At 54.3% G+C, this 20,263-nt stretch carries 20 protein-coding genes; 9 read left to right on the forward strand and 11 right to left on the reverse strand.

Features of this window, described 5'->3' with window-relative positions:
- Positions 1-88 precede the first annotated feature (88 nt).
- Positions 89-1,108: a hypothetical protein gene (locus tag Q5705_12245; GenBank protein ID WLI75369.1), complete on the forward strand. Its 1,020-nt coding sequence runs from the start codon at positions 89-91 to the stop codon at positions 1,106-1,108.
- Between the two features lie 7 nt (positions 1,109-1,115).
- Here the strand turns inward: Q5705_12245 and aceK are convergent, their stop codons facing one another.
- From aceK to gmhB, 4 genes are all read right to left on the reverse strand, one after another.
- Complete coding sequence (gene aceK / locus Q5705_12250) at positions 1,116-2,864, reverse strand: bifunctional isocitrate dehydrogenase kinase/phosphatase (GenBank protein WLI75370.1); 1,749 nt, start codon at positions 2,862-2,864, stop codon at positions 1,116-1,118.
- Positions 2,865-2,926: 62 nt separating this feature from the next.
- Positions 2,927-4,231, reverse strand: a complete 1,305-nt coding sequence (gene aceA / locus Q5705_12255; GenBank protein WLI75371.1) for an isocitrate lyase — start codon at positions 4,229-4,231, stop codon at positions 2,927-2,929.
- Positions 4,232-4,259: 28 nt separating this feature from the next.
- A complete protein-coding gene (gene aceB / locus Q5705_12260) occupies positions 4,260-5,861 on the reverse strand; it encodes a malate synthase A (protein ID WLI75372.1) in 1,602 nt (533 codons plus the stop codon).
- 630 nt (positions 5,862-6,491) lie between these two features.
- A complete protein-coding gene (gene gmhB, locus Q5705_12265) occupies positions 6,492-7,058 on the reverse strand; it encodes a D-glycero-beta-D-manno-heptose 1,7-bisphosphate 7-phosphatase (protein WLI75373.1) in 567 nt (188 codons plus the stop codon).
- 188 nt (positions 7,059-7,246) lie between these two features.
- Here gmhB and metN point away from each other — a divergent pair, with 188 nt between their 5' ends.
- From metN to proS, 6 genes are all read left to right on the forward strand, one after another.
- On the forward strand, positions 7,247-8,278 hold the full coding sequence (gene metN / locus Q5705_12270; GenBank protein WLI75374.1) for a methionine ABC transporter ATP-binding protein MetN: 1,032 nt from the start codon (positions 7,247-7,249) through the stop codon (positions 8,276-8,278).
- Entirely contained in the window at positions 8,271-8,924 is a 654-nt protein-coding gene (locus Q5705_12275; protein WLI75375.1) for a methionine ABC transporter permease MetI, read from the forward strand. The genes metN and Q5705_12275 overlap by 8 nt, the downstream gene beginning before the upstream one ends.
- A gap of 43 nt (positions 8,925-8,967) precedes the next feature.
- Positions 8,968-9,783 (forward strand): MetQ/NlpA family lipoprotein, encoded by an 816-nt coding sequence (locus tag Q5705_12280; protein WLI75376.1) that lies wholly within the window; start codon positions 8,968-8,970, stop codon positions 9,781-9,783.
- Between the two features lie 108 nt (positions 9,784-9,891).
- Complete coding sequence (rcsF, locus tag Q5705_12285) at positions 9,892-10,299, forward strand: Rcs stress response system protein RcsF (GenBank protein ID WLI75377.1); 408 nt, start codon at positions 9,892-9,894, stop codon at positions 10,297-10,299.
- On the forward strand, positions 10,296-11,003 hold the full coding sequence (gene tsaA, locus Q5705_12290) for a tRNA (N6-threonylcarbamoyladenosine(37)-N6)-methyltransferase TrmO (GenBank protein ID WLI75378.1): 708 nt from the start codon (positions 10,296-10,298) through the stop codon (positions 11,001-11,003). The genes rcsF and tsaA overlap by 4 nt, the downstream gene beginning before the upstream one ends.
- Before the next feature lie 110 nt (positions 11,004-11,113).
- The gene (proS, locus tag Q5705_12295) at positions 11,114-12,832 is read left to right on the forward strand and encodes a proline--tRNA ligase (GenBank protein WLI75379.1); all 1,719 of its coding nucleotides are present in this window, start codon (positions 11,114-11,116) and stop codon (positions 12,830-12,832) included.
- A gap of 53 nt (positions 12,833-12,885) precedes the next feature.
- On the opposite strand, the gene nlpE is transcribed toward proS, so the two are convergent.
- Genes nlpE through Q5705_12310 form a run of 3 tightly spaced genes read right to left on the reverse strand, consistent with a single transcriptional unit; the run spans position 12,886 to position 14,583 of the window.
- Positions 12,886-13,581 (reverse strand): envelope stress response activation lipoprotein NlpE, encoded by a 696-nt coding sequence (gene nlpE, locus Q5705_12300; GenBank protein ID WLI75380.1) that lies wholly within the window; start codon positions 13,579-13,581, stop codon positions 12,886-12,888.
- 31 nt (positions 13,582-13,612) lie between these two features.
- The gene (arfB, locus tag Q5705_12305; protein ID WLI75381.1) at positions 13,613-14,038 is read right to left on the reverse strand and encodes an alternative ribosome rescue aminoacyl-tRNA hydrolase ArfB; all 426 of its coding nucleotides are present in this window, start codon (positions 14,036-14,038) and stop codon (positions 13,613-13,615) included.
- Positions 14,035-14,583 (reverse strand): YaeQ family protein, encoded by a 549-nt coding sequence (locus Q5705_12310; protein ID WLI75382.1) that lies wholly within the window; start codon positions 14,581-14,583, stop codon positions 14,035-14,037. The genes arfB and Q5705_12310 overlap by 4 nt, the downstream gene beginning before the upstream one ends.
- A gap of 193 nt (positions 14,584-14,776) precedes the next feature.
- Here Q5705_12310 and Q5705_12315 point away from each other — a divergent pair, with 193 nt between their 5' ends.
- Together Q5705_12315 and rof are read left to right on the forward strand one after the other, a co-directional pair.
- Positions 14,777-14,977 carry a YaeP family protein gene (locus tag Q5705_12315; GenBank protein WLI75383.1) on the forward strand — a complete coding sequence of 67 codons (201 nt, stop codon included), beginning with the start codon at positions 14,777-14,779 and terminating at the stop codon, positions 14,975-14,977.
- Complete coding sequence (rof, locus tag Q5705_12320; protein WLI75384.1) at positions 14,964-15,224, forward strand: Rho-binding antiterminator; 261 nt, start codon at positions 14,964-14,966, stop codon at positions 15,222-15,224. Before Q5705_12315 ends, rof begins: the two co-directional genes overlap by 14 nt.
- A 27-nt stretch (positions 15,225-15,251) precedes the next feature.
- Here rof and tilS read toward each other — a convergent pair whose 3' ends face one another.
- From tilS to accA, 4 genes are all read right to left on the reverse strand, one after another.
- Complete coding sequence (gene tilS / locus Q5705_12325) at positions 15,252-16,547, reverse strand: tRNA lysidine(34) synthetase TilS (GenBank protein WLI75385.1); 1,296 nt, start codon at positions 16,545-16,547, stop codon at positions 15,252-15,254.
- 63 nt (positions 16,548-16,610) lie between these two features.
- Positions 16,611-17,000: a VOC family protein gene (locus tag Q5705_12330; GenBank protein WLI75386.1), complete on the reverse strand. Its 390-nt coding sequence runs from the start codon at positions 16,998-17,000 to the stop codon at positions 16,611-16,613.
- 58 nt (positions 17,001-17,058) lie between these two features.
- Positions 17,059-19,197 (reverse strand): lysine decarboxylase LdcC, encoded by a 2,139-nt coding sequence (locus tag Q5705_12335; protein ID WLI75387.1) that lies wholly within the window; start codon positions 19,195-19,197, stop codon positions 17,059-17,061.
- A gap of 99 nt (positions 19,198-19,296) precedes the next feature.
- Positions 19,297-20,256, reverse strand: a complete 960-nt coding sequence (gene accA / locus Q5705_12340; protein WLI75388.1) for an acetyl-CoA carboxylase carboxyl transferase subunit alpha — start codon at positions 20,254-20,256, stop codon at positions 19,297-19,299.
- Positions 20,257-20,263: the final 7 nt, after the last annotated feature.

The following is a 20,263-nucleotide window of genomic DNA, read 5'->3' on the forward strand; positions in this document are numbered from 1 at the left end:
GCACTCTCGCAGGTTACGCAAGGGATCTCTCATTGTTGTCCCCCTCAGGCGGTGGCAAGTTGGCGGCACTGCCATTCCTGAGGTTCTTATGATTAAGCGTAACGCCCGTATTATTGCCGCCATGCTGTTGGGGCTGCCCATTTCTGCCCTGGCACATGTTAAATGGTTCGTGAATTATGACGCCAGTATACCGCCTGAATCCCTGACGTTTATTGCCAGTTCACTGAGTTTCTGGGCCTTGCTGGCTTTCGCGACCGTCGTGATTTTTGCCACCTCCGTGGCTGACCGCAAAATCCCTTCGCTTCCCGAGCGCCCTCGTTTTCAACCGCTGATCGCACAGGCCCATCTTTCGGTTCCTGCCATTATGCGCTGGGGGACGGGTGCGTTTTTCCTGGTGCTGGGCGTGTTTTACCCGGATGTAATCCTGACGCCTGAGCTTATCGTCGCGAATCCGTGGCTGACGTATCTTCATCTCGCCATTGCGCTAACCGCCGTGACCCGAAAAACTAGTTTTATCGCCGGGATGCTGATCCTTTTTCTCTATAGCTACGCAGTTCAGCTGTATGGCGCGTTTCATATGCTGGATTACCTGCTATTTGTTGCGATTTCCATCTACCTGATTACCCAGACTTTCTTGTCAGCGACAGACGATGGCTGGGTGCTACCTTTCCTGCGTCTGATCCTGTGTTACTCGTTTCTGTGGGGCGGCATTGAAAAGTTTATGCAGCCCAATTTGTATTATCAGTTGCTTGTCGATCATCCGTATCTGGCGATGGGACTGGACTGGGCGTTTTTTGTGCGCGGCTGCGGTTTTGTTGAGCTATGCCTGATTTGGCATATTTACAGCGGGAAACTGGCAAGCTATGCGAGCATCGTGCTTTTCGCCCTGATTGCCGTGCTGGCGTTTATTCCGTTTGGTTTAACGGATGTGGTCGGTCATTTCGCCTTTATCGTCCCGTTAGTGGCGATTTTGCTCACGCCACGAGAAACGGTGCTGTTTCGTAGCGCAACCGCCAATACCGCCGCGTTTTTAGTGATGCTGCTGACCTTGCTGCTGATGGCTTCCCTGAGCTACTCGGTGTTGCAATTTAATACGCAAATGCATTAACACCGGTTTACCCCACCTGCCGCAGCGCATCGTTGCCGAAGCGAATACTAAAACGCTGGCGCTTGCGGTAGGCGTAGACATCTTCCACATGACCCTGACGAATGCGCGCCTGCAAGCCACGCCAGTAGTCGGCGCGCAATAAATCCGCATGCATCTCTTCGAAGAGCGGACCAATGGCCGGGTCGGCGCAGAGCCAGTGGCGAAACTCCTGCGGAAAAACATCGCCCGGCGAGACGCTGTACCACGGCTCGGCGCTGAGTTCATCTTCCGGGTAACGCGGCGCGGGAATATCGCGGAAATTCACTTCAGTCATGTAGCAGATTTCGTCGTAGTCATAAAACACCACCCGCCCGTGACGCGTAACGCCGAAGTTTTTGAACAGCATGTCGCCGGGAAAAATATTGGCCGCGGCCAGTTGGCGAATCGCGTTGCCGTACTCTTCCACCGCATCGCGCAATTGCTGGCCTTTCACCTGCTCGAACCAAATATTGAGCGGTACCATCCGGCGCTCAATATAGAGATGGCTGATGGCGATACGATCGCCAAGATCGGTGATTTTGCCCGGCGCTTGCTCCAGCAGCAGCGCCATTAGCGCCGGAGCAATCTGCCGTTTTTCCAGTACGAAGTTTTCGAACTCCTGCGTGTCGGCCATACGCCCAACGCGATCGTGCTCTTTCACCAGCTGGTAGCAGGCACGGACATGCGCGGCGGTCATCTCTTTTTGCGGCGGGAATACGTCTTTGATGACCTTAAATACCCGGTCGAACCCCGGCAGCGTAAACACCAGCATCACCATGCCGCGAATGCCCGGCGCTTCAATAAATTGCTCATCGCTGTTGGCAACAAAGTTCAGATATTCGCGGTAACTCTCTGTTTTAGCGTGCTTCTGGCAACCAATCGCCATATAGAGTTCGGCGGTGGTTTTTCCCGGCAGGATTTCGCGCAGCCACTCAACGGTGGCAGCGGGCAATGGCGCATAAACCATAAAATAGGAACGGGCGAAACCAAATACGATGCTGGCTTCCGCATGGGTGGTCAGGCAGGTATCGACAAACAGTTCACCCTCATCCGTGCGGTGGATCGGCAGCAGAAAAGGCAGCGTTGCCACTGGCGTGATGAGCTTACCCACCAGCCAGGCGGCTTTATTGCGATAAAACAGTTCATTCGCCACTTGCAGATGAGACTGGCTGAGGATCTCTGCGCCAAAAGCATCGAGTAAATGCGCGGTGATATAGCTGACATCCCGCGCTTTATCCTGCCACGGCAGACGCAGGGGCAAATCGGACAAGACTTTAGCAAGCAGCGTTTCCCAGCCGCGCTCCGGCCAGAAGGCTTTCGACAGCGGGCGCGGAATGGTGCGAAAACGCCGTTCGGGCTGGGAGCTGAAGATAAAGAGCCGCTCGGGCGTCAGTGAGCGGTGATCGAACAGGCGACAATAGACAGAGTTAAAGAAGCTTTCGGCAATTTCAAAACGTGGGTAATCAGGCAGCAACTGCGTGTAGTGTTCTTTCACCCGCAACAGAAACTCCGCGTCCGGGCTTTGGCTGTCGGTGATACAGCGCAGTTGCTCCACTACCAGGCCGACGTGGTGATCATAGAGATGGATACGCTGTTTCATCGCCTGCTGGACGGCATGCCAGTCGGCCTGTTCAAAGCGTTGCTGCGCGCCGGAAGTCACCTCCAGAAAGCGCCCATACTGCGCGTCGAAACCTTGCAGGATGGTTTGGGCAATTAACAACTCCAGGCCACGCGACATTCTCCCCCCCGCGGTGAAGGCCAGCCGGATAAGCGCTACGCCATCCGGCGGCTTATTCACATTCAGAACTGCGCTTCTTCCGTCGACCCTGTCAGGGCAGTTACCGACGAGACGCCGCCCTGAATAATGGTGGTCACTTTGTCGAAATAGCCCGTTCCCACTTCCTGCTGATGAGAAACAAAGGTGTAGCCCTCTTTGCCAGCGGCAAATTCCGGCATCTGCACTTTTTCCACGTAGTGCTTCATTCCTTCGCCCTGCGCATAGGCATGCGCCAGATCGAACATGTTGAACCACATACTGTGAATGCCCGCGAGGGTAATGAACTGGAATTTGTAGCCCATATCCGACAACTCTTGCTGGAAGCGAGAGATGGTGTTGTCGTCGAGGTTCTTTTTCCAGTTAAACGACGGAGAACAATTGTAGGCCAGCAGCTTGCCGGGGAATTTTGCGTGGATCGCCTCAGCAAAGCGGCGCGCCAGGTTGAGATCCGGCGTTGACGTTTCGCACCACACCAGGTCGGCATAAGGGGCGTAGGCCAACCCACGGCTGATTGCCTGTTCAACCCCGGCACGGGTGCGGTAGAAACCTTCACTGGTGCGCTCACCGGTGATAAAGGCGCTGTCATACGGGTCACAATCGGAGGTGATCAGATCGGCGGCATCGGCGTCGGTTCGTGCAATTAACAGCGTCGGCACGCCAAGCACATCGGCAGCCAGACGCGCGGCCACCAGTTTTTGCACCGCTTCCTGCGTCGGAACCAGCACTTTGCCGCCCATATGGCCGCATTTTTTCACCGAGGCGAGCTGATCTTCGAAGTGAACGGCCGCTGCACCGGCTTCAATCATCGATTTCATCAGTTCAAAGGCGTTGAGTACGCCGCCAAAACCGGCTTCCGCATCGGCAACGATCGGCAGGAAATAATCGACAAAGCGCGGATCGTTCAGCTCGATACCGGATGACCACTGGATCTGATCCGCCCGGCGGAAGGTGTTATTGATGCGCTCTACAACCGAGGGCACGGAGTTTGCCGGGTAGAGGGATTGATCCGGGTACATGCTGGCAGCAAGGTTCGCATCTGCGGCGACCTGCCAGCCGGAAAGATACACGGCTTCGATGCCGGCTTTCGCCTGCTGCAAGGCTTGCCCGCCCGTCAACGCGCCGAGGCTGTTGATATAGCCTTTTTTCGATTCGCCATGCAGCAAACGCCACATTTTGGCCGCGCCAAGCTGCGCCAGGGTGCACTCCGGGTTCACCGAGCCGCGTAATTTCACCACCTCTTCGGCACTGTACGGGCGGCGGATGCCCTCCCAGCGCGACTGAGTCCATTCCTGTTGCAGCTCTTCGATTTGTTGGGTACGGGTTTTCATGTGCAGATGCTCCATTTTGTAGGGTGAGTTAAGCCAGCAAGCGGTAGCCCGGCAGGGTCAAGAAATCAATCAATTGCTCGGAAGTGGTTATTTGCTCCATCAGCCGCGCGGCATCATCAAAACGCCCGCTGCTGTAACGGTGCTCACCCAGCTCTTCCTGAATGACCTGCATCTCTTCGGCCAGCATCTGGCGGAACAACGCCTTCGTCACCGGTTTGCCGTTGCTCAGCGTTTTTTCGTGGTGGATCCATTGCCAGATAGAGGTACGGGAAATTTCGGCGGTGGCGGCATCTTCCATCAGGCCGTAAATCGGTACGCAGCCGTTGCCGGAGATCCACGCTTCGATGTACTGCACCGCGACACGAATATTGGCGCGCATGCCCTCTTCGGTGCGTTCGCCTTCGCAAGGAGCCAGCAGATCGTCGGCGGTGATGGGCGCATCCTCTGCGCGGCTGACAAACAGTTGGTTTTTGTGTTCGCCCAGCGCCGCGTTAAACACCTCCATGACGGTATCGCCAAGGCCGGGATGCGCAATCCAGGTACCATCGTGGCCATTATTCGCCTCAAGCTGCTTGTCGGCTTTCACTTTGTTCAGCACCCAGTTATTGCGCTCGGTATCTTTGCTGGGAATAAACGCTGCCATGCCGCCCATAGCAAATGCGCCCCGGCGATGGCAGGTCTTGATCAGCAAACGGGAATAGGCGCTGAGGAAGGGTTTATCCATCGTCACGACCTGGCGGTCTGGCAGTACGCGATCCGGGTAGTTTTTCAGCGTTTTGATATAGCTGAAGATGTAATCCCAACGCCCGCAGTTCAGCCCGACAATATGATCGCGCAGCGCGTGGAGGATCTCATCCATCTGAAACACCGCTGGCAGGGTTTCAATCAACAGGGTGGCTTTAATCGTGCCGCGCGGCAGGTTAAAGCGATCTTCCGTAAAGCTAAAGACTTCACTCCACCAGGCCGCTTCTTGCCAGGATTGTGTTTTCGGCAGGTAAAAATAGGGGCCGCTACCTTTGGCGAGCAGGTTTTTATGGTTGTGGAAAAAGTAGAGGGCGAAGTCAAACAGGCTGCCGGGGATGGCTTCATCGCGCCAGGTGACATGTTTTTCTGGCAGATGTAAACCACGCACGCGGCAAATCAGTACCGCTGGATTGGGCTTTAGTTGATAGATTTTACCGGCTTCATTGCTGTAACTGATGGTGCCGTTGACCGCATCTCGCAGGTTGATCTGCCCGTCGATTACTTTGTCCCAGTTCGGTGCCAGGGAATCTTCGAAATCCGCCATAAACACTTTTACATTCGCATTCAGGGCATTAATAACCATTTTGCGTTCTACTGGCCCGGTTATCTCTACGCGGCGGTCCAGCAGATCGTTTGGAATGCCGCGGATCGTCCAGTCACTTTCACGTATGGAAGCCGTTTCCGAAATAAAATCAGGTAAGGTACCGTCATCAATTTGTTGTTGTTGGCGCTGGCGTGCCGCCAGGAGTTGATTGCGTTTTGGCGTAAAGCGCGTCACCAGCTCGCTCAGAAAGTCCACCGCAGCGGGCGTAAGGATTTGCTTCTCCTGCTCGCCATACGGCTGGGTAAAGGCCAGTTCATCGGATGTTGTCGCCTGTTGTGTCATTGCGCATTTCCTCTTTTTGCAGCGAAACCATTTCCCAATGCAAACGAAGATCGGTTGTGCAGTTTTCGTTCAGCAGGATCAATCCTGGCTAATAACCTTTCCAAAATCAAAAACAATTTCCATTTTTGACATAAATAGTTATTAACTAATTGATAACTTAGAGGTTAAATTTTTATCTGATTGAGAAGGGGTTTTCGCAAACAAAAAAGGCACCCGAAGGTTAATGCCGGTCACTAAAGGTGACCGGCATTGCTTTTTAAGGGATATTTAGCTCTCTTCTCCCTGACTTCCCTTATGAATTACGTGTTCACTCGTGAGACTTGGTATTCATTTTTTTGTCCGAGGACATCAAGAATCCAGGTCACCTGAGTGCCCACACAGATTGTCTGATAAATTGTTAAAGAGCAGTTGCGACGCGCCCTGGAGCACTGTCGCGAGGTGGCGTATATTACGCTTTCCTCTTTCAGAGTCAACCCTGAATTTCAGGATTTTTCTCTTCCGACTTAACGTCGCTGCGTGATGTTCCTCGCTAGCGCCGTGTCGATGGAGGCGCATTATAGGGGGCCAGCGAGGAATGACAAGCGGAAAAATGCATTTTTATTTCAACCGCTCATCTTTTCATCACAACGGTTATTTTTGGTGCTTTCTGATGGCCGCAGGCAGCTCCGCGAGGCTATTTATCACCCAATCGGCGCTATTTTCCGCCTCCGGAGTAACCGGTTTGCCGGTACGCACCAGCACTTTTGTACCGACCTGCGCAGCCGCAGCCGCCTGCATATCTTCGAGTTTATCGCCCACCATATAAGAAGCAGCCATATCAATGTGCAGAAAATCGCGCGCAGAAATCAGCATCCCAGGATGCGGTTTACGGCAATCGCACACCTGACGGAACTCTTCTACGCTTCCCTGCGGATGATGCGGGCAATAATAGATACCGTCTAAATCGACACCACGGTCGGCCAGCGACCAGTCCATCCATTCGGTCAGTGTTTCGAATTGCGCTTCGGTAAATTTCCCCCGCGCAATACCGGACTGATTAGTCACCAACACCAGGGCATACCCCATTTCTTTTAATTCGCGCATGGCATCAATAACGCCATCTATAAATTCGAAGTTATCGATCTCATGGACGTAGCCGTGATCGACATTAAGGGTGCCGTCACGATCGAGAAAAATAGCGGGTACTAAGGTTGCCACGGGTTTGCTCCTGAAAAAGGCCTATTCCCGTAGTATCTCATGTTTCGCTGTACAGGAAAGTGCTCATCGTTCAGCGCGACATTGATTTAGACGTCTGGATGCCTTACCATCCGCCCTGTTTACGGCTTTTTGCCGTAACCGGCAGAACAAAATGCCACGGCTCACTCTTATACGATAAAAATAATCTAATGATTAAACTTTCGAATATCACAAAAGTGTTCCAGCAGGGAAACCGCACAATACAGGCTCTGAACAACGTCAGCCTGCATGTTCCTGCTGGCCAGATTTATGGCGTTATTGGCGCATCCGGTGCCGGGAAAAGTACGCTTATCCGCTGCGTAAATCTGCTCGAACGCCCGTCTCAGGGCAGTGTTCTGGTCGACGGCCAGGATCTGACTCAACTCTCTGAAGCGGAATTGACCAAAGCACGCCGCCAAATTGGCATGATCTTCCAGCACTTCAATTTGCTCGCCTCGCGCACCGTTTTCGGCAACGTTGCGTTACCGCTGGAACTGGATAACACGCCGCGCGAAGAGATTAACCGTCGGGTCAAAGAGCTGCTCGACCTGGTCGGACTGAGTGATAAGCACGACAGCTACCCGGCCAACCTGTCTGGCGGGCAAAAACAGCGTGTTGCAATCGCACGCGCGCTGGCCAGCAATCCCAAAGTATTGCTCTGTGACGAAGCCACCAGCGCGCTTGACCCGGCAACCACGCGTTCCATTCTTGAATTATTGAAAGACATTAACCGCCGCCTGGGCCTGACCATTCTGTTGATCACCCATGAAATGGACGTGGTTAAGCGTATTTGCGATTGCGTAGCGGTGATCAGCAATGGTGAGTTAATCGAGCAGGATACCGTGAGCGAAGTTTTCTCTCATCCGAAGACGCCGCTGGCGCAGCAATTTATTCAATCCACGCTGCATCTGGATATTCCGGAAGATTACCTGCAACGTTTGCAACCTGAATCACAGGCAGACAGCGTGCCGATGCTGCGCATGGAGTTCACCGGCCAGTCGGTGGATGCCCCGCTGTTATCGGAAACCGCGCGTCGTTTCAACGTTAACAACAACATTATTAGTGCGCAGATGGATTACGCCGGCGGCGTCAAGTTCGGCATTATGCTGACGGAAATGCACGGCGCTGCGCAGGATACGCAAGCCGCTATCGCCTGGCTGCAAGAACACCATGTAAAAGTAGAGGTACTCGGTTATGTCTGAGGCAATGATTTGGCTTTTCGCCCGTAGCATCTGGGAAACCTTGTTCATGACTTTTGCCTCCGGCCTGCTCGGTTTTGCAGTCGGTCTGCCGTTTGGCGTGTTGCTGTATGTCACCCGTCCGGGCCAGATCATGCAGAACCCGGGCCTGTATCGCGTGATTTCGGCGCTGGTGAATATTTTCCGTTCCATTCCCTTCATTATTTTGCTGGTGTGGATGATTCCATTCACCCGTATTATCGTGGGTACCTCAATTGGTCTGTATGCGGTGATTGTTCCGCTGACCGTTGGTGCGGCACCGTTTATCGCCCGTATGGTAGAGAACACGCTGCTTGAGCTGCCGGCGGGTCTGATTGAAGCTTCGCGCGCGATGGGCGCAACGCCAATGCAGATCATCCGTAAAGTGCTGTTGCCGGAAGCGCTGCCGGGTTTGATCAATGCCGCGACTATTACGCTTATCACGCTGGTTGGTTACTCGGCAATGGGCGGTGCAGTGGGCGCTGGCGGTCTGGGTCAACTGGGTATTCAGTATGGCTATGTGACTTATAACCCGCTAGTCATGAATACCGTGTTGGTCTTGCTCGTGGTTTTGGTTTACTTAATTCAATTCGCTGGCGATCGTATCGTCCGGGCTGTGACGCACAAATAACGTTACACACAACATAACGACTCTGATAGTAAGGAAAAAACAGATGGCTTTTAATTTCAAGACCTTTGCGGCTGTGGGTGCTCTGCTGGGTTCTCTGGCACTGGTTGGCTGCGGCCAGGATGAAAAAGATCCAAATCACATTAAAGTCGGTGTGATCGTCGGTGCTGAACAGCAGGTGGCTGAAGTGGCACAGAAAGTGGCGAAAGAGAAATATGGCCTCGACGTTGAACTGGTGACTTTCAACGATTACGTGCTGCCGAACGAAGCGCTGAGCAAAGGCGATATCGATGCCAACGCCTTCCAGCACAAGCCGTACCTGGATCAGCAGATCAAAGATCGTGGCTTCAAACTGGTGCCGGTCGGCAACACCTTTGTTTACCCGATTGCGGGTTACTCCAAGAAAATCAAAGCGCTGTCTGAACTGCAAGACGGTTCTCAGGTCGCCGTACCGAACGATCCGACCAACCTTGGGCGTTCCCTGCTGCTGCTGCAAAAACAGGGTCTGATCACTCTGAAAGAGGGCGTTGGCCTGCTGCCGTCCGTGCTGGATATCACTGAAAACCCGAAAAACCTGAAGATTGTTGAGCTGGAAGCACCGCAGTTGCCGCGCTCTCTCGATGACGCTCAGATCGCCCTGGCGGTTATCAATACCACCTATGCCAGCCAGATTGGCCTGACGCCAGAAAAAGACGGTATCTTCGTTGAAGACAAAGACTCCCCGTACGTGAATCTGATCGTGGCGCGCGAAGATAACAAAGACGCGGAAAACGTGAAGAAATTTGTTCAGGCCTTCCACTCTGACGAAGTCAGTGAAGCGGCCAACAAAGTCTTTAACGGCGGCGCAGTGAAAGGCTGGTAATCTCTTCAGTCTGTAATATCATTCAAGGCGGGCGCAAGCCCGCCTTGTCATTTGTGCTCGCGCCTGATTCAATAAACGGCGTTGAGAAAATTACTTTGAGGATACATTATGCGTGCTTTACCGATCTGTTTATTAGCACTCATGCTAAGCGGCTGTTCCTTGCTAAGCAGATCTCCTGTCGAACCAGTGAAAAGTAGCGCATCTGCGCCTAAAGCAGAGCCGGAAAAACCGAAAGTCACGCGCCAGGCCCCGGTTCGCATCATCACCAACGCAGAAGAATTAGTCGGTAAGCCTTTCCGCGATTTGGGCGAAGTGACTGGCGAATCCTGCCAGGCCAGCAATCAAGATTCCCCACCGAATATCCCAACCGCCCGCAAACGCATGCAAATTAACGCATCGAAAAAAGCCAAAGCGAATGCCGTTTTGCTGCACAGTTGTGAAGTTACCAGCGGTACGCCAGGTTGCTACCGTCAGGCTCTCTGCGTCGGTTCTGCACTGAATATTTCGGCTAAATGAGTACATTTGCTTTCGGGCAAATAGGTGTCATTCGCTCACCTTATAAAGAGAAGTTTGCCGTTCCGCGCCAGCCAGGGCTGGTGAAACACGGTGGCGGTGAACTTCACTTGCTTGCGCCTTACAATCAGCCTGACGCGGTGCGCGGCCTGGAAGCATTCAGCCATTTGTGGGTGCTTTTTGTTTTTCATCAAACGATGGAAGGCGGTTGGCGTCCTACCGTGCGCCCACCGCGTCTGGGGGGAAATGCCAGAATGGGCGTCTTTGCGACGCGCTCAACGTTTCGCCCCAATCCCATCGGCATGTCGTTGGTCGAACTGAAAGGTATTCGCTGCCATAAAGATCAGGTGATACTGCAATTAGGCAGCCTCGATCTGGTTGATGGCACACCGGTTGTCGACATTAAACCCTATCTGCCTTTCGCTGAAGCGCTGCCTGATGCACAAGCCAGCTACGCGCAACATGCGCCGATTGCTGACGTGCCGGTGGTTTTCACCCCGGATGTTGAAGCGCAACTTGCCGGGCTGGAAAAACGTTATCCGCACTTCAAAGCCTTTTTGCAGGAAGTCCTGGCGCAAGATCCGCGCCCAGCCTATCGCAAAGAAGAGGAGCAGGGAAAAACCTACGCCGTCTGGCTGCTGGATTTTAATGTGCGCTGGCGCGTAACCGGGGAGGGATTCGAAGTGTTTGCCCTCGAAGCACGCTAATTTTATCCCCCTCTCTTTTGGCATCTCTGCCAGGCTGATAAACTAAGCCACTTTTTTGTGTCAGGCCTGCCTCAGGCCTGCTCCAATTGTCCAAATGGAACCGTAACAACATGCGTACTAGCCAATACTTGCTCTCCACTCTGAAGGAGACGCCTGCCGACGCCGAAGTCATCAGCCACCAGATGATGCTGCGCGCCGGGATGATCCGCAAACTGGCCTCCGGGTTGTACACCTGGCTGCCGACCGGTTTGCGCGTCCTGAAAAAAGTCGAAAATATCGTGCGTGAAGAGATGAATAACGCCGGTGCGATTGAGGTGTCCATGCCAGTAGTGCAGCCCGCTGACCTGTGGCAGGAAAGCGGCCGCTGGGAGCAATATGGCCCGGAGCTGCTGCGTTTTGTTGATCGCGGCGATCGTCCGTTCGTTCTCGGTCCGACCCATGAAGAAGTGATCACCGATCTTATCCGTAACGAGCTGAACTCTTACAAACAGTTGCCGCTGAACTTCTTCCAGATCCAGACCAAGTTCCGCGATGAAGTGCGCCCGCGTTTTGGCGTGATGCGCTCGCGCGAGTTCCTGATGAAAGATGCTTACTCTTTCCATACGTCTCAGGAATCATTGCAAGAAACCTATGATGCGATGTACGCCGCCTACAGCAAAATCTTCAGCCGTATGGGTCTGGATTTCCGCGCAGTGCAGGCAGATACCGGCTCGATTGGTGGTAGCGCCTCCCATGAATTCCAGGTTCTGGCACAGAGCGGCGAAGATGATGTGATCTTCTCTGACTCCTCCGATTTCGCCGCTAACATTGAGTTTGCCGAAGCGCTGGCACCGAAAGAACCTCGCGCTGCGGCCACACAGGAAATGACGCTGGTTGATACGCCGAATGCGAAAACCATCGCCGAGCTGGTTGAGCAATTCAACCTGCCGATTGAAAAAACCGTGAAAACGCTGCTGGTGAAAGCAGTTGAAGAGAGCAGCTACCCGCTGGTTGCGCTGCTGGTTCGCGGCGATCACGAGCTGAACGAAGTGAAAGCGGAAAAACTGCCGCAGGTTGCCAGCCCGTTAACCTTCGCTACCGAAGCCGAAATCCGCGCGGTGGTAAATGCAGGTCCGGGTTCGCTGGGGCCGGTGAATATGCCAGTTCCGGTGGTGATCGACCGTACTGTGGCAGCGATGAGCGATTTCTCCGCCGGTGCCAACATTGATGGCAAACACTACTTTGGCATCAACTGGGATCGCGATGTGGCAACGCCGGAAGTGGCGGATATCCGTAACGTCGTTGCAGGCGATCCGAGCCCGGACGGCAACGGCACGCTGCTTATCAAACGCGGTATCGAAGTCGGTCATATCTTCCAGTTGGGCACCAAATACTCTCAGGCGCTGAATGCCGCCGTGCAGGGTGAAGATGGCCGCAATCAGATCCTGACCATGGGTTGCTACGGTATCGGTGTCACGCGCGTTGTCGCAGCGGCCATTGAGCAAAATAACGACGAGCGCGGGATCATCTGGCCAGAGGCTATCGCGCCATTCCAGGTTGCACTGCTGCCGATGAACATGCACAAGTCCTATCGCGTACAGGAACTGGCGGAAAAACTTTACGCCGAACTGCGCGCGCAAGGCATCGAAGTGCTGATGGATGATCGTAAAGAGCGTCCGGGCGTGATGTTTGCTGATATGGAACTGATTGGCATCCCGCATACCGTGGTAATTGGCGATCGCAACCTCGACAACGACGATATCGAATACAAATACCGTCGTAACGGCGAGAAGCAGATGATCAAAACCGGGGACATCCTTGATTACCTGGTGAAAGCCATCAAAGGCTAAGCTGAGCAAATGAAAAAGCCCCGATAATCGGGGTTTTTTCATGGCGCTAGCGCTTAATCATCACACTCTTTGTCCGCGCTGAACGTGCCTTTATTGTTCGTTACCAGCACTTTTTGCGCCGCGCCGGTGTCCGGGTTTGGCTCTAAAGCAAAGTGCCCTTCCACCACCAGCAGGATCGGTTTCGTTTCGGTGCCGCGCGCTGCCGCGTAATCGCGCTCAAGCTGTGCATTGCTGGCCACCGCCACCTGTTTCCCCGTCGCGCAATCGGTAAAGACGGCGGCATCTGCACTGTAGATATACATCCCACGCATTGCCATTGGCGTTGCCGGTAGCGCCGCGTTCACCGGTTGTAGCGTGTAGTTCAGTTGCGAATCGATAGGGTTACCTTCCTGATCCAGCATCTCCAGCGCGTCGCCTTTTGCACGGAAATAGAGTTTATCGCCGTGGGTATCCGTCAGAATTAATTTATCTGCCGTACGCGCCCAGTTGCCGTAAGAGCCGAACACCGACGGCGCTTTCCCGCCCTGGTAGCGCTGGTTCATCACCCAGCTTCCGTCTTTTCCCAGAAATAGCGAGGTTTCAATCCCTTCACAATCAGCGCAGGGCAACACACCGCGCCAGCTTTGCTGCATCGGTTTCAACTCTTCAACCTGCGTTGGCTGCACCGTTTCAACGTCACCACGGTTATTACAACCGAAGAGGGCAAAGAGCGTACACCCTGCCGCGACGGCTAAAATCGCTTTATTCACACTCAGTTCCTTATGCTCGTTCTGTTAATGTTCATCCGCCATCGTGGCGACGAACTTTCCCGCGTAGCGCTTTTACCGACGACTTTTGTGCCTTTCCCGTTAACCGACGCTCTTTCGAGGCACGGGTCGGGCGGGTCGCCCGGCGGCTTTTTTGCACTACAGTTAATTCCTTAATAAGCGCGACCAGGCGCGCGATCGCCGCTTCACGGTTCATCTCCTGGCTGCGGTACTCTTGCGCTTTGATAACGACCCAGCCTTCCTGGGTTATCAAATGGTGCGACGCTTCCAGCAGGCGCGCCTTGTAATACTCTGGCAGGCTTGAGGCGCGAATGTCAAAACGCAGATGAATGGCTGTTGAGCTTTTATTTACATGCTGCCCACCCGCACCCTGCGCCCGCACGGCGGTTATCTCCAGCTCTTCGTCAGGAAGGGATACCGAGCGGGAAATCTCAATCATTGCGGTTGCTGCCAGGTTTCAAAATGGAACTCCAGGTTTTGGTTCGCATCCGAGAGCCAGATCGCGCCATCCTGCAAGGTCGCCTGTAGGGTCATGGTGCGATCGCTGGCGAAGGCACTGAGCGCCGCCAGTTGCGCATCGTCCAGATACCAGATGTTCAGGTTGCCAAACGCAGCGCAACGCGTCTGGTTTTGCTGCCACCAGATTTGTGCTGCCCGTGAATTATAGGTGAACAGCGCCACCTCTTTTGCCTGCGTGCAGGCCTTCTTCAACCGTTTTTCATCTGGCAAGCCCAGTTCGATCCACAGATCAATGCCGAGATAATCATTGCGCAGCCAGGCTTCCGGTTCGTCGTCAGCGCTCAGCCCGCGGGTGAATTGCAAACGCTCGTCGGCGTATTTAATCCATGCCAGCAAGCGCAACATCATGCGCTCCTGCGTCTCGGAAGGATGACGGGCCAGCGTCAGGGTGGCATCTAAAAACTGATTACGATCCAGGTCGGCCACGTTGACCGTCGCCTTATAAATTGTCGCTTTTAATGCCATTACACCCTCCTCATAAAATGGCCGCTATTGTAGCGAATATAAGCATAAAGCGCTGTTATCTCTTGCCGGAAGGGTTATTCATCGCGCTGATAATGGCTAACGAGCTGTGGTATAGTCATCTTGCTAAACAGAGTGTAACTTCGTAGGCTTAGTGTTATCTCACAGTAAAGTCAGGTTACTGGCAGGAGGTGATGTGAATAATTATTGTGAGTTAGTACGCAGACGGTATGCGGAAATCGCCAGCGGAGATTTAGGGTATATCCCGGATGCGCTGGGGTGCGTGTTGAAAGTGCTTAATGAAATGGCGTCGGATGACACCCTTTCAGAGTCGGTCAGGGAAAAGGCGGCCTTTGCTGCCGCGAACTTACTGGTGAGCGATTATGTCAATGAATGATGCCTATCAACCCATCAATTGTGATGACTATGACAATCTTGAACTCGCCTGCCAGCATCATCTTTTATTGAAGCTGGAACTGAAAGACGGCGAGGTGCTCAGCGCCAAGGCTAATGATTTAGTCTCACGTAAAAATGTGGAGTATCTGGTGGTAGACGCAGCAGGGGAAACCCGCGAACTGCGTCTCGACAAAATCGCCAGCTTCAGCCATCCCGAAATCGGCACCGTTGTGGTGAGCGAGTCCTGAACACATTGCGGGCAGCATCGCTGCCCGTTATCTTTGCCACTCCAGCCGAACCCCTGTTTGCCCTTCGCTTTTCGCCCCGTCTTTCGTGACAAATACGCCCGCTGCGGCAATCAACGTTTCACCATAAAACAGCAGCGGCGTGGCATCGCGCAGCCAGGGAGCAACGCCAAGCTCCTGCCAGATCTTTTTCAACTTGCGCCCACCGTTGCGCCCAACAATATGCAACAGACCGGGAGCCTGAAAGCGCACGGAAACCACTTCATCTTTATTGGGTGCACGCAATTCACCGCCCGTTAATAGTGAAAGATGACCTAACCCCTCCGGCAAGCGCAGCGTGTGAAAAGGCGCGGGCCAGGCAATCTGCACCTCGCGCGGGTGAGCTGTGGTTTTAAGCCACCACAAACACGCCTTGTAGCGACGCACTTCATATGCACCGAGACGCAGGCACGGCGCAGCATCTTCCCGCGCCAGTGCGACTTCATGCCAGATACGCTCCAGCATCGCGCGGGATGGCATCGCGGCGTTATGTTGCGCCAGCCAGCGGCGCAACATTGCGCGACGCCGGGCATCGCTCACCTCTGCCAGGGCGGCAATGTTTAACGCGCCGTCGGGGGTGGTCGCCGCCAGAAGCTCTTGCGCCAGAAGTTCATCCAGCAACTGCTCCTGCTCGCCGCACAGCGCCGCGCTGCGTGCTACCGCGTCGGCAAAGTGCGGCCAGCGGGCGTTCAGCAATGGCAAAACGTGTAAGCGTAAAAAATTTCTGTCGAAGCGGGCATCGGCATTGCTTTCATCGTCGATCCAGGAGAGATGGTGATCGGTCGCCCACTGATGCAGCGCCTCACGCGTTTGATTCAGCAGCGGGCGAACAAGCTGCGTTTCGCCAAACGGCAAGCTCTGCGGCATCGCGGCAAGCCCGGCCGGGCCGCTGCCGCGTTTAAGCGCCAGTAAAAAGGTTTCACACTGATCGTCAAGATGGTGAGCGGTTACCAGCACTTCGCCGGGCAACAGCGCCTCGCGAAACGCCTGATAACGCGCTTTACGCGCCTGTGCCTCAATGCCGTCGCCCTCATCACTCAACGTGACACGAACCACGGAAAGCGGAATTTGCCAGCGCTCGCAAAGGGACTGGCAATGCGCCGCCCACGTATCGGCATGCTGGCTAAGGCCATGATGGACATGAATCGCGCGCAGATGAACGTCGGGCCACTGCTCACGCCAGAGCAGTAATTGATGCAGTAAAACGGTGGAATCGAGCCCGCCACTAAACGCCACCAGAAACTGGCGCGAGGTCGTTGGCAACGGCATAAAAAGTGGCGTGGTCATAGCGCTTATAAAAACGGAAGTAATGCCCGGCACGTTACCGGGCATTCGCAGAGGAGGCAAGTATTACTGCTGGTAAAGCTCCAGCGGCAGACCGTCAGGATCGGTAAAGAAGGTGAAACGCTTATCGGTACAAGGGTCGATGCGGATCGCTTCACACTTCACGCCGTGCGCTTCAAGATGCGCCACCGCCTGGTCAATATCGTCGACGCTAAAGGCCAGATGGCGCAACCCGCAGGCTTCCGGGCGGCTCGGGCGAGCAGGCGGGAACGGGAAAGAAAACAGTTCAATCACATACTGCCCGTTAAGCGCCAGGTCTCCTTTCCAGGAGTCGCGCGCAAAGCGATAGACCTCGCTTTGCAGCGTAAACCCAAGGATATCGCAGTAGAAGGCTTTGCTCTTTGCGTAATCCGTAGCAATGATGGCAATGTGATGAACCTGTTTTAAACCCAGCATAATCTCTCCTTTTCGTGATGCCAGAACGTTACTCCCCCCGGCCAGCACCCGCAATAGCTCAGGACGCTTTTAGGACTCGTACGTGGTAAACGCCCTCTTCATCTCGTTTTGCCCCGTGAATGTCCGTTTCAAACCCCGGATAGTGGCGACCAATTGCGCAGAGCATCAGCAAGAAATCGAGCACCGCCCGGCTTTTCTCGGTGATCATCTCGCCGGGCATCACCAGCGGAACCCCCGGCGGATAAGGCAGGATCATGTTCGCTGAAATGCGCCCGATTAGCTCTTCCAGCGCTACCGTTTCCACTTCGCCCTGAATCTGGCGCTGCCAGGCTTGATGCGGCGTCAGCTTCATTTCCGGCAGCACATCGAACGCTTGCAGCATCAAACGCGGCAGGTCGTGCTGGCGGATAAGCTTATGGATCCCCTGCGCCAGATCCTGAATGCGCATATTGCGGTAGAAATCAGGATCTTCCGCGTAGAGATCCGGCAACATGTTCCGCACTCGCAGGTTTAGATCATAGGCGCGCTTAAATTCCATTAATCCGCGCAACAGCCCCATGGCCCGGGTTTTATCGATGCCAATACTGAACAAGAACAGTAAGTTATAGGGGCCGGTTTTCTCCACCACTACGCCGCGCTCGTCGAGGAATTTCGCCACCAGCGCCGCCGGAATGCCCTCTTCGCCCATATTGCCGACTTCATCCATGCCCGGCGTCAGGATGGTGACTTTGACCGGATCGAGGAACATATGGTCGTCATCGGCTTCGCGGAAACCGTGCCAGCCCTCACCGGACGCCACCGGCCAACACTCGGCTTCATCAATCTCTTCCGGCTGCCAGATATCAAAAAACCAGCCGTCGGCTTCTTCTTTCAGGCGCTGCACCTCTTTGCGAAAGTGCAACGCGCGCTCGACCGAACGGTTAATCAGCCGCCTGCCAGGATTGCCGCGCAGCATGGCCGCCGCCGTTTCGATAGAGGCCACCAGCGGATAACTCGGCGAGGTGGTGGTGTGCATCATAAACGCCTCGTTAAAGGCATCTTCGTCATATTCACCTTTGATATGAATAAGTGAAGCCTGGGAAAAAGCGGCCAGCATTTTGTGTGTCGACTGGGTCTCGTAAAACACTTTCCCCGCGACGCGATCGCCGCTCATGCCGCTTTTCCCGGCATAGATTGGATGGAAATTGGTGTACGGCACCCAGGCAGAATCGAAGTGGATCGACGGCACATCCAGCGTCTTTTTGATCCAGTCCGTGTTATACAGCAGCCCATCGTAAGTCGAGTTGGTGATCACTGCATGGACTGGCCAGGTTGCACCGGTTGTCGCAACGATTTTCTGTTCAATACTGTCGTTCGTAAATTCACGGCGCGGAATACCGCCCAAAATCCCCAGCGCATTGCGCCCCGGTTTCAGCCACAGCGGAATGACATCGCTCATCATCAACAGATGGGCGAGGGATTTATGACAGTTACGATCGATAAGTAACGTACTGCCCGCCGGGGCGGCATACATGCCGACGATCTTATTGGACGTGGACGTGCCGTTGGTCACCATATAGCTCTGCTCGGCACCAAATGTGCGGGCGATATACTCTTCGGCTTCCAGGTGCGGGCCGGTATGATCGAGCAACGATCCCAGTTCGGTCACCGAGATCGAGACATCCGCTTTTAAGGTATTTCCGCCGAAGAAGTCGTAAAACAGGCAGCCCACCGGGCTTTTCTGATACGCCGTTCCCGCCATATGCCCCGGCGTGCAAAAGGTGTATTTCCCCTCTTTCACATAGGTAAACAGCGCCCGGGTAAACGGCGGCGTGATGTTTTCCAGATACTCTTTGGTGTATTGCGCGATACGCGTCGCGATGCCGTCGGCCACGCTCAGGGCATATTCGAAAAACCACAGCGCCATGCGCATGTCCTGGGCGCTGACGTCCAGCGTAGAGTGGGTATTGATGAAGGCGTACAGCGGAAGATATTCGTTAAGCTGGTTGATCTCGCTGCACAAATCGAGATTGTACTCATCCCAGTCAAAGATCACGCCGCAGATGCGCGGGTTGTGTTCGATAAATTTCAGTAAGTCGGTGCTGTTTCTGGGCCAGATAATTTGAAACCCCTGCGCCTGTAGCGCCTGCTCCAGCTCCTTGATTGGCTCATCTTTGTAGAAAACGCCATGTGGTCCCATGATGGCAATAATATTCACAGCTACCTCCGTTAAAAACCTTTATTAATCATAGTTGAGGTAAACGGCAGGTATAAAAAAAGCCGCACAGCGGTGCGGCTTTTCAGAGTGGGATGAGAGTCAGGCGTAGCCGTAGCTCATCAGACGCTGGTAACGGCGGTTGCGCAAATCTTCTTTGCTCAGCACATCCAGATCCGCCAGATCGGCTAACAGCTGCGCTTTCAGTGAAGCGGCTATCGCTTCCGGGTTACGGTGAGCGCCACCCAGCGGCTCCTGAATAATGGAGTCGATAAGCTTCAGCTCTTTCAGGCGCGGCGCGATGATGCCCATTGCGTCTGCTGCCAGCGGCGCTTTGTCGGCGCTTTTCCACAGAATCGACGCACACCCTTCCGGGGAGATAACGGAATAGGTGCTGTATTGCAGCATATTCACTTTGTCGCCCACGCCAATTGCCAGCGCGCCGCCGGAACCGCCTTCGCCAATCACGGTGCAAATTACCGGCACGTTCAGGCGGGACATTTCACGCAGGTTACGGGCGATCGCTTCAGACTGACCACGCTCTTCTGCACCGACGCCAGGGTACGCGCCCGGGGTGTCAATAAAGGTGATGATCGGCATGTTAAAGCGTTCTGCCATTTCCATCAGGCGCAGCGCTTTGCGATAGCCTTCCGGTGCGGGCATACCGAAGTTACGGCGGATTTTTTCTTTCGTTTCGCGGCCTTTCTGATGACCAATAATCATCACCGGGCGACCTTCAAGACGCGCGATACCGCCAACAATGGCTTTATCGTCTGCATAAGCGCGGTCGCCAGCCAGTTCGTCAAATTCGTCGAAAGCCAGGCGGACATAATCCAGGGTGTATGGACGCAGCGGATGGCGAGCCAATTGTGCAACCTGCCATGCGCCAAGATCGGCGAAAATCTTGCGTGTCAGTTCAACGCTTTTTTCACGCAGACGATGAACTTCTTCGTCGATGTTAATATCCAGTTTGTCATCCTGACGGCCAACGGCGGTCAGAGAATCGATTTTCGCTTCCAGCTCAGCAATCGGCTGTTCGAAATCAAGGAAATTCAGACTCATAGTATTC

The sequence above is a fragment of the Kosakonia sp. H02 genome (genome assembly GCA_030704225.1).
GTDB lineage: Bacteria > Pseudomonadota > Gammaproteobacteria > Enterobacterales > Enterobacteriaceae > Kosakonia.

Coding starts and splice junctions, on each gene's coding strand:
- Q5705_12245 (WLI75369.1), top strand. CDS start 89: ATGATTAAGCGTAACGCCCGTATTATTGCCGCCATGCTGTTGGGGCTG.
- aceK (WLI75370.1), bottom strand. CDS start 2,864: ATGTCGCGTGGCCTGGAGTTGTTAATTGCCCAAACCATCCTGCAAGGT.
- aceA (WLI75371.1), bottom strand. CDS start 4,231: ATGAAAACCCGTACCCAACAAATCGAAGAGCTGCAACAGGAATGGACT.
- aceB (WLI75372.1), bottom strand. CDS start 5,861: ATGACACAACAGGCGACAACATCCGATGAACTGGCCTTTACCCAGCCG.
- metN (WLI75374.1), top strand. CDS start 7,247: ATGATTAAACTTTCGAATATCACAAAAGTGTTCCAGCAGGGAAACCGC.
- Q5705_12275 (WLI75375.1), top strand. CDS start 8,271: ATGTCTGAGGCAATGATTTGGCTTTTCGCCCGTAGCATCTGGGAAACC.
- Q5705_12280 (WLI75376.1), top strand. CDS start 8,968: ATGGCTTTTAATTTCAAGACCTTTGCGGCTGTGGGTGCTCTGCTGGGT.
- rcsF (WLI75377.1), top strand. CDS start 9,892: ATGCGTGCTTTACCGATCTGTTTATTAGCACTCATGCTAAGCGGCTGT.
- tsaA (WLI75378.1), top strand. CDS start 10,296: ATGAGTACATTTGCTTTCGGGCAAATAGGTGTCATTCGCTCACCTTAT.
- proS (WLI75379.1), top strand. CDS start 11,114: ATGCGTACTAGCCAATACTTGCTCTCCACTCTGAAGGAGACGCCTGCC.
- arfB (WLI75381.1), bottom strand. CDS start 14,038: ATGATTGAGATTTCCCGCTCGGTATCCCTTCCTGACGAAGAGCTGGAG.
- Q5705_12310 (WLI75382.1), bottom strand. CDS start 14,583: ATGGCATTAAAAGCGACAATTTATAAGGCGACGGTCAACGTGGCCGAC.
- rof (WLI75384.1), top strand. CDS start 14,964: ATGTCAATGAATGATGCCTATCAACCCATCAATTGTGATGACTATGAC.
- tilS (WLI75385.1), bottom strand. CDS start 16,547: ATGACCACGCCACTTTTTATGCCGTTGCCAACGACCTCGCGCCAGTTT.
- Q5705_12330 (WLI75386.1), bottom strand. CDS start 17,000: ATGCTGGGTTTAAAACAGGTTCATCACATTGCCATCATTGCTACGGAT.
- accA (WLI75388.1), bottom strand. CDS start 20,256: ATGAGTCTGAATTTCCTTGATTTCGAACAGCCGATTGCTGAGCTGGAA.